Raw genomic sequence first — 14,814 nt, 5'->3', positions numbered from 1 at the left:
AAAAAACCGCGTATTGCTAAAATACGCGGTTTTTTGTTTTTATACGCTTAACATTCAATAATGTTTACTGCTAATCCACCGCGTGCGGTTTCTTTGTATTTGGTTTTCATGTCGTTACCGGTATCGAGCATGGTTTTAATTACTTTATCAAGCGACACCTTTTGCTCGCCACTGCCACGTATTGCTAAGCGAGAAGCATTAATTGCTTTAATGGCGCCCATGGCGTTGCGCTCAATACACGGTACTTGTACCAATCCGCCCACAGGGTCGCAGGTTAGGCCTAAATTATGTTCCATGCCAATTTCGGCGGCGTTTTCAACATGTACTACATTACCACCAACAATTTCGGTGAGTGCGCCAGCAGCCATTGAACAAGCAACTCCCACTTCTCCCTGGCAGCCTACCTCTGCGCCCGAAATAGAGGCATTTTTTTTGTATAAAATACCAATAGCCGCTGCGGTTAATAAATAGCGTGTGGCTATGTCGCGGTCCACTTCTTTAATAAATGTGTGGTAGTACATTAAAACGGCTGGCAATATACCCGCAGCACCATTTGTTGGCGCCGTGACTACGCGCCCGCCCGCGGCATTTTCTTCATTTACAGCTAAGGCAAATAAATCCACCCAATCCATTGCTCTGAGTGGGTCATTACTTACTTCTACATTTAGCTTTAAATACAAACTAGGCGCACGGCGTTTAACTTTTAAACCACCTGGTAAAATTCCCTCGGTGCGCATACCACGTTCAATACAGGCTTTCATTACTTGCCAAATATTAAACAGCTCGTCTTTGATATCGTCTTCTTTGCGCAGCGTTTTTTCGTTATGCATCATTAAAGTAGATACACTAAAGCCAGATTCTTTACACAGCTCTAGTAAGTCTTTAGCACTTTCGAACGGGTAAGGAGCCGGGTTTTGTTCGCGTATATCAAGGGCTGCTTGTTTTTCGTTTTCAAATTCTTCATCGGTAACAATAAAGCCGCCACCAATAGAGTAGTACACTTTGCTATATACTTTTTCGCCATTATTCGAGGCAATAATTTCCATTGCATTAGAGTGCTTAGGCAAGGTTTTGCGGCGATGGAAAACAATAGCCCCTTGCTTAGGAAAGTTCGCTTTATGGGTTTGGTTTAGGTATATCACTTGCTCTTTTTCAATTGTGGCAAGAATATCGTCAACTAAATCGGCATCTATTGTTTCTGGATCGTACCCAGCAAGTCCTAATATAACGGCTTTACCAGAGCCGTGGCCTACGCCGGTTTGACCCAGTGAGCCATAAAGCTCTACCTTTATATCGGTAACAGAGGTTAAAAGTTGTTGCTCTTGTAGGTCATTAACAAATAAGCGCGAGGCACGCATTGGGCCAACGGTATGTGACGACGATGGGCCAATACCAATGCTAAACATATCAAATGCACTGATCATACTATGGGTCTCTACTTTATTTACTCAGCTAGAAAGCTGTTCTTTGAACGGTTGAGTATCATAACGTTAATTCTATATTATGTAACTATTTGGCCGTAAGTTTTACACTGGTAGGGCAAGCTGCTTTGTAAAGTTTTTTATAATGCTAGCTGTTGCTCCCCACAGTAACCCATGAGGTGTACTAAACCCCTGTAGGGTAATGGTTTTACCAAAGCGTTGAAAAGGCAATGGCTGCCAATTATCTGCTTTACTTAGCTCAGTCAGTGAGAGCAAAAAACTAGCTTGCACTTCATTATAATCGTTTTCCCATACTGTGTGTTTATCAAGTAAACCCACAAATGGGCTGATGCTAAAACCTGTAAGTGTAGAGTATTGTGGCAGTTGGCCTAGCACTGTGACATTACTTGGCGCTATATTAAGCTCTTCGTGAAGTTCTCGAAGCGCGGTAGTGCGAAGGTGCTTATCACTTTGCTCAAACTTACCACCGGGCAAACAAATTTCCCCAGGGTGATGATGTAAATAAGTAGGGCGTTTACACAGTAAAATATGCGCATGGTTATCAATATCAATAATAGGCAGCATAACGGCACTTGCGCGTTTTTTACGGGTATCTTTTATTTGATTTGGCGCAGCTGTAGGGCTTAACTGAAACCGCGCCATAATGTGTTCACTATTCAAAGCGACCTACTGTGTTAATAAAGGAAGTATTTTATTCACTTTATCGTATGTTTCTTGGTATTCCAATTCGACTTTAGAATCAGCCACAATACCACCGCCGGCCCAGCAATAAATGTGTTCGTTATGACAAACCAAGGTACGAATTGTAATGCTGGTATCCATATTGCCGCAGGCGCTTAAATACCCTATAGAACCGCAGTAAATACTACGCCTATGAGGCTCTAGCTCTTCAATTATCTCCATAGCCCTAATTTTAGGTGCACCGGTAATTGAGCCGCCCGGAAAAGCCGCTTCAAGCTGATCAACCGCCGTTTTACCCTCATCGAGTTCTGCCGTTACTGTGCTTACTAAATGATGCACGGCAGGAAAGCTCTCAATAGCAAACAGTGAGGGCACCTTTACAGAGCCTGGCTTGGCTACTTTACCTAAATCGTTGCGCAATAAATCAACAATCATTACGTTTTCTGCACGATCTTTAGTGGAGCTTTCAAGGGCTCTGGCTTGTTGTTGATCTGCGATGGCATCGGCCTTACGTGGCAAAGTGCCTTTGATGGGTTTTGTTTCAACTATGTTGTCGTGCACTGCAATAAAACGCTCTGGCGATATTGATAAAATGGCGCCACATGGGTGGTTAATAAAACTAGAAAATGGCGCTTTATTAGCCTCGCGCAATACTTTATAAGCTTGAAAACAGTCGCCCTTAAAGCCAGCACTAAATCGCTGTGCTAGGTTGATTTGATAACAATCACCACTTTTTAAATAATCTTGTATCTGCGCAAATTTATCAGCGTATTCATGTTCACTCATATTTGATCGCCAATCACTGGTGAGTGAAAAATGTGCAGGTACTATATCGTTTACTAAATACTGCTGGTAAAGCGCCAAACGGTTTACTTCAGGTTGAGAAACGTAAAACCAGCTTTGCTGGCGTTTATCAAATATCAGTGCATCTAAATAAAGGCCAATAGCCATTTGTGGCAATGTTATATCGTGTTTTGCTGTGCTTGGCATGTGCTCAATAATGCGGCCTAAGTCGTAACCAAAATAACCAAGCCAGCCGCCGTTAAAAGGCAGATTACTAGCGGCTTTTTGCGCGCTAAGTTTACTTAGCTCATCGTTCATTATTTTAAAGGGGCTACGTGAGTCAAGCTGCTGATTAAATACGCTTTGATTGTCGTTCACTTCTAAAATAGCGTGAGGCTCTATTGCAATAATATCAAAGCGACTATTTATGTGCTCGCTATTGGCTGAGTCTAGTAATACGGCATAGGGTAAATGCGCAAAATGCGCGAAAACATCAATGCAGTTTTGCGTTATGGCTAATTTTACACAACTTTTTTCATTGTTTAGCATTTACTGCCCCTTTAAGAACTGGCTCGAAACGGGCTGGGAGGGTATCATAAGTCAAATTTTTTTGGCAGCGTTTAGTATCAAATCTACGTTGTAATTAAAACAGTGCAAACCACCGTCACCGGTTTGGTATAGATTACGCTTAAGCGTAACGCTAACTTAAGGAACCACTATGAGTACAATCCGTCAGCAAGACTTTATTGATAGCATTGAAGATGCGTTGCAATATATTTCTTTTTATCATCCCCTTGATTTTGTTCAAGCGCTAGAAAAAGCCTATAACAAAGAACAAAGCAAGGCTGCAAAAGATGCAATCGCGCAAATTTTAATTAACTCGCGTATGTCGGCTGAAGGCAAGCGTCCATTGTGTCAAGACACGGGTATTATTACCTGTTTTGTAAAAGTAGGTATGGATGTTAAGTGGGATAAAACAGATTTAACCGTACAACAAATGGTTGATGAAGGCACACGTCGCGCATATTTAAATCCAGATAACCCACTACGAGCTTCTATTGTAGCTGACCCTGCAGGCACGCGTAAAAACACTAAAGATAATACCCCTTCAGTGGTACACATTGATTTAGTGGCAGGTGGCGAAGTAGAAGTAATGGTTGCAGCGAAAGGCGGCGGCTCAGAGAACAAAAGTAAAATGGTGATGCTAAACCCATCTGACGATGTAGCTGCATGGGTAGAAAAAACTTTACCGACGATGGGCGCAGGTTGGTGTCCGCCAGGCATGCTAGGTATAGGTATTGGTGGTACAGCTGAAAAAGCAGCGGTAATGGCAAAAGAGTCGCTAATGGACCCAGTTGATATTCATGAGCTTATGGAGCGCGGCGCACAAACGACAGAAGAAAAGTTACGTTTAGAAATTTTTGAGCGTGCTAACAAGCTAGGTATTGGTGCGCAAGGTTTAGGTGGTTTAACAACGGTTGTTGATATTAAAGTAAAAACAGCCCCTACGCATGCGGCTTCAAAGCCTGTTGTAATGATCCCTAACTGTGCTGCAACTCGCCACGTACACTTTACCTTAGATGGCTCAGGCCCTGCAGATTTAAAAGCGCCTAAGTTAGAAGATTGGCCAGAAGTAACCTTTGAAGTAGGTGAAGGAACTCGCCGAGTTAATTTAGACACGCTAACTAAGGAAGATACTCGCGAGTGGAAAATGGGTGAAACTATTTTACTCTCAGGCACTATCTTAACAGGCCGTGACGCTGCCCATAAACGCTTACAAGATATGATCAATTCAGGTGAAGGTTTACCTGAGGGCGTAGATTTTGATAACAAGTTTATTTATTACGTAGGTCCAGTTGATGCCGTAGGTGATGAAGCCGTAGGTCCTGCTGGCCCTACAACCGCAACACGTATGGATAAATTTACCGATATGATGCTAGAAAAAACCGGCATCGTAGGCATGATAGGTAAAGCTGAGCGTGGTCCTGCGACGGTTGAGTCTATTAAAGAGCATAAATCGGTTTATTTAATGGCGGTTGGTGGTGCAGCATACTTAGTATCTAAAGCAATTAAAAAAGCACGCGTGGTTGCCTTTGAAGATTTAGGTATGGAAGCCATCTACGAATTTGAAGTAGAAGATATGCCAGTAACAGTTGCTGTAGATAGCGAAGGGGCTAACGCACATACGCAAGGCCCTGCAATTTGGAAAGCTAAAATTGAAGAACTAGACGGTAAGCTTAAATAAAGGTTTACGTAATCTAATTACAAAGCGAGCTTAGGCTCGCTTTTTTGTATTTGCTATATGAAATATTTAAAAAACGCTAATTATCCCTTCAAATAAGCAGCTCCGACCAGTTGTGCTGGATCTGCTTTTTTCTTTATAAACCTATACACTGTGCGCCTTTGCTGGGAGAGGGGCTGTGTAATACAAGGTTTACACTTTGTGTTACCTTTACGTTCACGTAAATTTGAGTGCGATTTTGAATGGTGTTGTTAGTTTTTAATTTAACTTTTTCGCCAATTATTGAATTTTATATCTATATTTCATCATTATTCGGATTTATTAATTCACAAGGCTCGGTTTTTACAGGTTTAACTTCTCATTATATGGCACCCTTAAAAATGAAGTGGTAAAGTTTCGTCAATTTCCAGCGCTCATCCCTCTCACGGGTAAACTATTTTGGAGTAATAACAGTGGCTGTGTTTAATCAAGCTGAATTTGATAACCACGAACAAGTGGTTTTTTGTTCTGACGAAGCGTCAGGTTTAAAAGCAATTATTGCCGTACACAATACTAACCTTGGCCCTGCCGTTGGCGGTTGTAGAATGTGGGATTATGCAAAAGATGAAGACGCAGTATACGATGTGCTGCGCTTATCTAAGGGCATGACCTACAAAAATGCGGTAGCACGTTTACCATTTGGTGGTGGTAAATCTGTTATTATTGGTGATGCAAAAAAAATTAAGTCTGAGCAGTTATTCCGTGCTTTTGGACGCCAATTAGAGCGATTAAATGGCAGTTACTATTCAGCAGAAGATGTAAACATTACCTGTGATGATGTGGCATTAATGAATAAAGAAACAAACTATGTGCTAGGCCTTGAAGGGAAAAGCGGAAACCCGTCACCTTTTACAGCGTATGGTACTTTTTTAGGAATTAAAGCGGCGTTACAGCACCAGCGCGGTCATCAAGATTTTTCGGCTATTAAAGTGGCTGTGCAAGGCTTAGGTGCTGTAGCCTATGGTTTATGTAAACACCTAGCTGAGGCCGGTGCGCAACTATTTGTAACTGATATAAACCAAGATGCTGTAGAACGTGTAGTTAATGACTTTGGTGCAACACCGGTGGGCATTGATGAAATTTACGACCTTGATGTTGATGTATACGCACCGTGTGCACTTGGCGCAACGGTTAACGATGAAACTATACCACGCCTTAAAGCAACGATTATTGCAGGTTGTGCAAATAATCAATTAGCACAATCTCGCCACGGGGAAGTTATACGTGAAAAAGGGGTCTTATATGCACCTGATTACGTTATAAATGCTGGTGGCATAATAAACGTATATTACGAAACAGCACCACAAGGTTACAGTGCTGCGGCTTCAAATAAGCATGTTGAAGGCATATACGATACACTAACTGAAATTTTTGCGCGTAGTGAAAAAGAGCAAAAATCAACGCATTTAATTGCTGATGAGCTAGCTCAAGAGATTATTAAAAACGGTCTTTAATTTAGCTGTATTATTTATAAAAAGGCGTACTTTGGTACGCCTTTTTTGTTTATACTTTATGGCGGTACCTTTAACCGTATGGATAATATGACTAATAAAAACGCCATAATGGAGCCAATTGATTTTGATACTTGGCCTCGTAAGCAACACTTTGAATTATTTAAAAATTTCACCCAGCCATATTTTAATGTGTGTGTAACACTTAACGCCAAGCCTTTATTTGAATATTGCAAACAAAATAAACTGTCTTTTTTCCAAGCATATGTGCATGTCACACTAACAACATGCCACGCCTATAACCCGATTATGCTAAGGATTGTAAATGATCGTCCATGGCGCTTAAAGCAAGTTAGAGCCAGTGTGGTAGAGCTTGCTAACGATGATTCGTTTATATTTAGCTATTTTAATTATTCGTCTTGCTTTGAAGCTTTTTCTCAACACGCCACCACTATAAGTGCCAATGCTAAATCTCAACCGTTATTTTCTCAGGCATTCGATCAAACCGAAGGACAAGCTGATTTGATACATATTTCGGTGTTGCCATGGCTGAACTTTAGCAGTTTTTCGCATGCCTTTAGTGATGGGGAATGTTTAGGAATTCCTAAGTTTGTGTTTGGTCAATATGATAAAACCACGGGACTAATGCCGTTTTCGATTGATGTGCATCATTCTTTAATGGACGGTTTACACGTCGCAGCGTTTATAAGCGTATTACAAAATAATATTAACAACTTTTGTAAAGATTAATTGAATTTAGTTAATGCAATGTATTTATTCGCTATGGTAGTATTTTTAATTAAATAAGTGGGTATAAGTTAATTTGTAACGATTAGCTGATACGTTTAAAGCATAACGTTTTAATAACTTATTATAAGGTGTGTTTAGCACGTATTATTTGTTGTTGCCGCTATTGTTTAGTTTAAATTAAAGCGCTTGTTAGCGCTTAAACAAACCATAGTGTATTCACCCCGTGCGTATAGGGATTTTAACACTTTGTTGGACGCACAGTTTAGATGTGCCCAGTGCCGAGTAAATTCTTTCCTGCTACGTTTAAATAACGATAAAACGCTTACACAAGTAAAAGAATAACTAAGGCAGTTGATGATGAGACAATTAAGCATTATATGTTCTTTTTTCGTCATGTTTTTATGTGAAGCTCAAGAGCAAACCCGTTTACCGTTAAGCGATTATTTTTCTGAAACATGGAATACTCGCTCTGGATTACCGCACAACAGTATTAACAGTGTTACGCAAACTAAAGATGGCTACTTATGGGTCGCTACGTGGGAAGGTTTGGCGCGTTTTAATGGGCAAGAGTTTACAATACTAACCCGTGCCCACATTAATAACTTACCCGACTCAGGTTTAAGGGCGCTAACACCGACTAATAGTGGAGGGTTATATATAGCGGGCGCGCGCGGAGGAATTAGCTTATATCAACATAGGCAGTGGGATACTAAGCGTTCAGCGCCTACTATGGTTAATCATTTAATTGAAAGTGCTGATAAAAGCTTATGGTTAGCCCTTGAAAACGATGGAGTGTTTTATCGTGCGCACAACAGCGATACCGACCTTGCAATAATTAAAAATGCCAGCGCTTATCGCGTAATAGAAGATAGCGATGGGATCATTTGGGCAGCAACCAGTGCGGGCCTTTATAAAATTCACAATAAAATACCTACCTTAATGACACCACATTTTGGTTTACCTAATGCGCCCGTATATAACTTATTAATTACCCGTGGCGGCTCGCTGATTGTGGGAAGCGAAAAAGGCGCGTGGATCAAAACCAATGCACAGTTTCAGCCGGTACATGAACAGCTTGCAAATGAGTCTATTTCTAGCCTACTAGAAGATAATCATGGTGATTTATGGTTTGGCACAATTAATAAAGGGGTATTTAGGTTATCGCCTGATGGTGTAGAGCAATTAGATGCCAATAACGGATTACCCACCAACCGAATTTTATCTTTGTTACAAGATAGAGAAAATAGTATCTGGATAGGCACTAATGCAGGTCTCTTTAGGCTACGTGAATCACCGTTTTCATCGTGGACCCAAAAAAGAGGTTTAGCAGGGGATTATACCCGCACAGTGCTTTCTCACTCAGATGGTAGTTTATGGGTGGGGGGAAGCTCTGGCTTAAATATAATAAAAAATAACCGCGCGACGGTAGTGTCGGGCTCTAAACAAAGTAGTCCTTATTCAGTTCTCAGTTTGCATGAGGCACCCGATGGCACCGTGTGGGCTGGTACATATACCTCAGGCGTTTTAAAAATAGTTAATAATACCTTTACCCCGTTTATTAATCGTAGCACTGGCCTTGGAAGTAACGAAGTAAGGGCTTTACTATTTGATTCTAAAAACCGTTTGTGGATAGGCTCTGCTATGGGGCTAACGCGCATCAATGAAGATGGTAGTTTAGATCAATTTACAAATAAAAAAGACTTACCCAGTGGGTTTATACTTGCGCTGAGTGAAGATAATACAGGCAATATTTGGGTAGGTACCGGCAATGGGGTGGTGGTATTTGATATTGTTAGTGAGCAATTTACAACCGTTGAATTTCCACGTGCGTTTTCTGCTCAATATGCATTTGGTTTTTATATTGATGATACCTATACCTGGATGGCCACAGATAGAGGCTTAGTGCGCTATGAGCTAACAAGCGCAAAAATGGCAATGCTTGGTTTAGAGCAAGGTTTACCTATCGACAAGCTATTTCAAGTGGTGCCGCACAATGGCTCATTTTGGCTCTCGAGCAATCGGGGCATTATTCAAATTGATAAAAATCATATACAGCAAATCCTCGATGCTCCTGCCTCCGCTAAAGCACCCGTGCTTAACTATCAACTTTACGATGAAGGCGATGGCATGTTAAGTGCGCAGGCTAATGGAGGATCAACCCCTTCGGCTGTAACACATAACGATGGGAGTATTTGGTTTGCAACCGCAAAGGGGGTGAGTACCGTACAACCTGCGCGCTTACAAGCATCAACTCAAATTGCCTTGCCGACGATAATTGAAAATATTTTTGTAGACGGTAAGCCTATTGCTCTTCCGCTTAAAGGGGAGTCGGTATTTTTACCGCCAGGGGTTTCTCGTTTATCATTTCATTATGCAGGGCTGAGCTTTATTATGCCGCAGCGATTAAATTTTCAAACCCAATTAAAGGGCTTTAACGATAAATGGGTTAACCGTCAAAATATGACCAGTGCTGAGTACACCAATTTACCGCCTGGGGAGTATACCTTTATGGTACGAGCAAGTTACCCTAACGCACATTGGCAAGATAATCAGCAAGCTGTAAATATTGTTATTCAGTCATTTTTTTGGCAAAAAGCGCAGTTTAAGTTTGCAGTATTTGTTTTATTTTTAATGATTATTTTTGCCATATACAAATACCGTTTATACCACTATAAAAAAATAGAAATAGAGCTTACAAACCGAGTAGAGAAACAAACGCAAGACTTACAAACGCAGGCCAATGCGTTTGCGTATCAAGCAACACACGACCAACTTACCGATATGCCTAATAGGCGTGCTTTTGATAGCTGGCTTGCCCATAACTTTGCCAGTTACAAACAACAAAACCGACCGTTAGCCATAGCTATACTAGATATTGATCACTTTAAGCGGATCAATGATAACTGGTCGCATATTATTGGCGACAAAGTGATTTGTACAATTGCAGAGCTGCTTAAAAATGGCTGCCAAGAAAACCAACACATAGCACGATGGGGCGGTGAAGAGTTTACGATAGTTTTTGCTGACAAAACCGCTATTGAAGCAAAAATAATATGTGAAGCACTGCGCGAGAGCATTGCACAATATGACTTTTCGGCCATTGGTGAGGGGTTAAGTGTAACAGCAAGCTTTGGCTTGTCTGATTCAACCAACGTAGGTGATTACGACCGCCTTTTATCGCGAGCAGATCAAGCCTTATACAAAGCTAAAAATAGTGGGCGAAATTGTACAGAAATTATCTGATTGAAAATAAGCCCATGCGCACATATTAATAAGGGACTAACTTATTTTGGATGTCCTTAATGATAAATGGGCTACTAATTACCGTATTAGCTGTTTTTGTTATTACCTATTGGCGCTGGCCAATAATACAAAACTGGCTTTGGAATAAAAAATATAAGAATGTTGTATTAAATTCTCAACAAAAAGATATTTTACTGCGCTGTATGCCCATTTATAAAAAGATGACGGATAGCGACAGAGCCAAGCTTGAGCGCCACATAATATGGTTTCTCAATGAAAAGCGCTTTTTAGGCCGCGATGCTCTAAAGCTAACCCCCGCCATGAAGCTGATAGTTGCAGCCGATGCCTGTGTGTTAGTGCTTAATAAACCTTGGCCACTTTATAAAAACGTGAAAGAAATTTTACTCTACCCTAGTGCGTATTATGCGCCGCAATCAACACGCGATAGTGCTGGGCTGGTCAGTTACCACAACGCAGTGCGCTTAGGTGAGTCATGGCCCGGTGGTACATTAGTGCTGAGTTGGCATGATGTACTAGAAGGCAACCGTTTACCAAGCGATGGCCATAATTTAGTATTTCATGAATTTGCCCACCAGTTAGACCAAGAAACTGGCCAAACTAGCGGTACACCATTATTAAAAACCCCCAATGCTTATAAAGAGTGGGCCCGTGTGTTTAGCCGTGCGTTTACTCAATTAAAAAGCCATGTTGCGTATAATATGCCCCATGTTATTCATAGTTATGGAGCAACAAATGAAGCTGAATTTTTTGCTGTGATCACCGAGACTTTTTTAGAAAAGCCAAGCGAGCTGCGCCAATACGACCCTGAAATTTACCGCTTGCTGGTGGAGTATTATCAATTTGATCCTATTGTTTGGCATTAATTTTCGGCACTTGGTCTGATAACACTGGCATGTTAGTGCTGTTTTTGTTGCAATCGTGTTAGAGAATTTAACTGTAATAATAACAAGCGAGAAATGCATGAAAAAAATGCTTCACACTGCACTGGCATTATCAGTGTCATTGGCAATCGGTCACGCGCATGCAAGCGAAGAGCAAGCTAAGTGGCAGGTTGATTCACCTAAAGGCAAATTTGCAGACGCAACAATTAGCGTGCAGCAAGGCACATGGATGAATATTGATGTGAGCCCTGATGGTAAAACATTGGTGTTTGATTTACTTGGCGATATATACGCTATGCCCATTAGTGGCGGTGAAGCAACTAAACTTACATCCGATATTGCTTGGCAAATGCAACCTCGCTTTAGCCCAGATGGTAAACACATTGCGTTTACCTCGGATCAAGGCGGTGGCGATAATATATGGGTAATGGATATTGATGGTAGTAATCAGCGAGCGGTGACTGATGAAACCTTTAGGCTTTTAAACAGCCCCGCATGGAGCCCTGATGGCGATTATATAGTTGCCCGTAAACACTTTACCGCTAGTCGCTCTCTAGGGGCTGGAGAAGTTTGGCTTTATCACAAAGCGGGTGGGAAAGGCGTACAATTAACTAAGCGTGAAAACGACCAAAAAGATTTAGGTGAACCCATGTTTTCGCCTGATGGTCGCTATGTTTATTTTTCTCATGATGCGACACCAGGTAAAACCTTTCATTATTCTAAAGATTCTGTTGCCGGAATTTATAAAATTAAGCGCTTTGACCGACAAACCGGTGAAATAGAAACAATTATTGAAGGCATGGGCGGTGCCATCAGGCCGACCCCTTCACCTGATGGTAAAAAGCTTGCTTATATAAAACGTGATGATTTTCAAACCAGCTTGTACTTATATGACTTAACCAGTGGCGAGCACACTAAGCTCTACGACAAGCTTGAACGCGATATGCAAGAAACCTGGGCTATTCATGGCGTGTATCCGACAATTGCTTGGACTCCAGATAACGAAGAGCTTGTGTTTTGGGCTGGCGGTACAATTCATAAATTAGCCGTTGATGATAAAACAGTCGCCCCAATTGAATTTAAAGTACAAACCACTAAAAAGATTCAAAAGGCAGTACGCTTTACACAAGATTTAGATACCGATGAGTTTGACGTAAAAATGCTGCGTAATGTACAGGTTAGCCCAGATGGCGAAACCGCTATTTTTGAAGCATTAGGGTATATTTATAAACGCGATTTAGACTCAGGTAAAATTAAACGCTTAACCAAACAAACCGATCATTATGAGCTGTTCCCGCAGTACTCCCGCGATGGTAAAAAGATTGTTTACACCACCTGGAATGACAGCAAGCAAGGCACTGTACGTGTTGTCTCTGCGCGCAGTGGTCGTGGTGATACAATTACAACGCAGCCTGGTAAATATGTAGAGCCTACGTTTAGCCCTGACGGCAAAATGGTAGTTTATCGTAAAGCCACCGGCGGAAGTATTTTAAACCCTAAGTGGTCGCTTAACCCAGGTATTTATAAAGTAAGTACAAAGGGGGGAGAGAGCGAGCTTATTTCTAAAAGTGGTTATCAACCTCAGTTTGGTAGCGACAATGACCGTGTATTTATCATGAGCCCTTGGCCTAAGCCTACTTTAAGTGTTGTGGAGCTTGAAAGTAAAAAGGTACGCAAGCTTTATGAGTCGGAGCATGCCACTGAATTTAGAGTCTCACCAGATGGTAAATACTTAGCGTTTGCAGAGCGTTTTAAAGTATTTGTTACCCCGCTGGTACAAAGCGGTTCACCTATCACAATAAGCCCTAAAGATAACCAGTTTCCTATTGAGCAGCTGTCTGTACGCGCGGGTGAAAACATAAGTTGGAGTGCTAATAGCAATAAACTGTACTGGAGCTTAGGGCCAGAGCTATACCATGCAAGCCTTGATGGTATGTTTGCTATAAACAATGCAGACGAGGCCGACTTTAAAGTTAAAAGTGGCGAAAACATTAGCTTTAGTAAAAAAATGGCCGAGCCAAAAGGTATGATTGCTTTAAAAGGTGCAAACATTATTACCATGAATGGCGAACAGGTCATTGAAAACGGCGTTATAATTACCGATGGTAAACACATTAAATCGATTGGCAAAGTGGGTGAGGTTACTATTCCTAAAAATGCCGATGTTATTGATGTTACAGGTAAAACAATTATGCCTGGCATCGTTGATGCACATGCCCATGGCTCTCAGGCAAGTGATGAAATAATTCCACAGCAAAACTGGAAAAACTTTGCAGGTTTAGCGCTCGGTGTTACCACAATTCATGACCCATCAAACGATACATCAGAGATTTTTACCGCCAGTGAAATGCAAAAGGCCGGCATGATTGTAGGGCCGCGAATTTTCTCTACAGGCACGATTTTGTACGGCGCCAATATGCCAGGTTACACCTCGCATATTGACTCCTTAGACGATGCTAAATTTCATTTAGAGCGCCTTAAAAAAGTGGGCGCATTTAGCGTCAAATCGTATAACCAGCCGCGCCGCGAGCAACGCCAACAAGTTATTGAGGCAGGGCGAGAGCTTGAAATGATGATAGTGCCAGAGGGCGGCTCACTGTTACAACATAATTTAAGCATGGTTGTAGATGGTCATACTGGCATTGAACACTCAATTCCGGTTGAACATATTTACGATGATATAAAACAATTATGGTCGCAAAGTAATGTAGGTTACACTCCAACATTAGTGGTTGCTTACGGTGGGATTTGGGGAGAAAACTATTGGTATGACAAAACCGACGTGTGGAATCATCCGCGTTTAAGTAAATTTGTGCCTAAAAATCAATTATTACCGCGTTCAATGCGTCGTGTAAAAGCGCCCGAACATCACTATAACCACTTTAATAACGCCCGTGTTGCTAAAGAGCTGCAAGATTTAGGTGTACTGGTAAATTTAGGTGCGCATGGGCAACGTGAGGGCTTAGGCGCCCACTGGGAAATGTGGATGTTTGCTCAAGGTGGTATGAGTTCACTGGAAGCAATTAGAGCCTCTACGCTTGACCCTGCTAAATATTTAGGGCTTGATAAAAATATAGGCTCGTTAGAAGTCGGTAAGCTTGCCGATTTAATGGTTATTGATGGCGATCCGCTGAAAAATATTCGTGATTCAGATAAAGTCGATTACACTATGATTAATGGTCGTTTATTTGATGCAAGTACCATGAATGAAGTGGGTAAAAAGCAGCGTAAAGCGCTTTATTTTGAAAAGCTATAATTGCTTACACTTACTTAAAGCGGCT

9 protein-coding genes are annotated in these 14,814 nt (G+C 41.4%); 6 read left to right on the top strand and 3 right to left on the bottom strand.

The window, feature by feature from the left end:
- Window positions 1–47: 47 nt before the first annotated feature.
- The 3 genes from WDB87_RS09310 to pabB form a co-directional block, all read right to left on the bottom strand.
- Window positions 48–1,424 (bottom strand): L-serine ammonia-lyase, encoded by a 1,377-nt coding sequence (locus WDB87_RS09310; protein WP_004589403.1) that lies wholly within the window; start codon window positions 1,422–1,424, stop codon window positions 48–50.
- A gap of 102 nt (window positions 1,425–1,526) precedes the next feature.
- Complete coding sequence (locus WDB87_RS09305; RefSeq protein ID WP_337849724.1) at window positions 1,527–2,102, bottom strand: NUDIX hydrolase; 576 nt, start codon at window positions 2,100–2,102, stop codon at window positions 1,527–1,529.
- Between the two features lie 6 nt (window positions 2,103–2,108).
- Complete coding sequence (gene pabB, locus WDB87_RS09300) at window positions 2,109–3,455, bottom strand: aminodeoxychorismate synthase component I (RefSeq protein WP_337849723.1); 1,347 nt, start codon at window positions 3,453–3,455, stop codon at window positions 2,109–2,111.
- Between the two features lie 169 nt (window positions 3,456–3,624).
- On the opposite strand from pabB, the gene WDB87_RS09295 reads away from it, so the two are divergent.
- From WDB87_RS09295 to WDB87_RS09270, 6 genes are all read left to right on the top strand, one after another.
- Window positions 3,625–5,151, top strand: a complete 1,527-nt coding sequence (locus tag WDB87_RS09295; RefSeq protein WP_286244733.1) for a fumarate hydratase — start codon at window positions 3,625–3,627, stop codon at window positions 5,149–5,151.
- 449 nt (window positions 5,152–5,600) lie between these two features.
- A complete protein-coding gene (locus WDB87_RS09290) occupies window positions 5,601–6,641 on the top strand; it encodes a Leu/Phe/Val dehydrogenase (protein ID WP_337849722.1) in 1,041 nt (346 codons plus the stop codon).
- A 108-nt stretch (window positions 6,642–6,749) separates the two neighbouring features.
- Window positions 6,750–7,388, top strand: a complete 639-nt coding sequence (locus WDB87_RS09285; protein ID WP_337849784.1) for a CatA-like O-acetyltransferase — start codon at window positions 6,750–6,752, stop codon at window positions 7,386–7,388.
- A gap of 354 nt (window positions 7,389–7,742) precedes the next feature.
- Window positions 7,743–10,631 carry a two-component regulator propeller domain-containing protein gene (locus WDB87_RS09280; protein ID WP_337849721.1) on the top strand — a complete coding sequence of 963 codons (2,889 nt, stop codon included), beginning with the start codon at window positions 7,743–7,745 and terminating at the stop codon, window positions 10,629–10,631.
- A 59-nt stretch (window positions 10,632–10,690) separates the two neighbouring features.
- Window positions 10,691–11,515 (top strand): M90 family metallopeptidase, encoded by an 825-nt coding sequence (locus WDB87_RS09275; RefSeq protein ID WP_337849720.1) that lies wholly within the window; start codon window positions 10,691–10,693, stop codon window positions 11,513–11,515.
- Window positions 11,516–11,612: 97 nt separating this feature from the next.
- On the top strand, window positions 11,613–14,789 hold the full coding sequence (locus WDB87_RS09270; protein WP_337849719.1) for an amidohydrolase family protein: 3,177 nt from the start codon (window positions 11,613–11,615) through the stop codon (window positions 14,787–14,789).
- The last annotated feature ends 25 nt before the right edge of the window (window positions 14,790–14,814 follow it).

The organism is Pseudoalteromonas sp. C12FD-1 (genome assembly GCF_037414265.1).
Lineage (GTDB): Bacteria > Pseudomonadota > Gammaproteobacteria > Enterobacterales > Alteromonadaceae > Pseudoalteromonas.
This window is presented reverse-complemented; position numbering and strand designations above follow the sequence as displayed.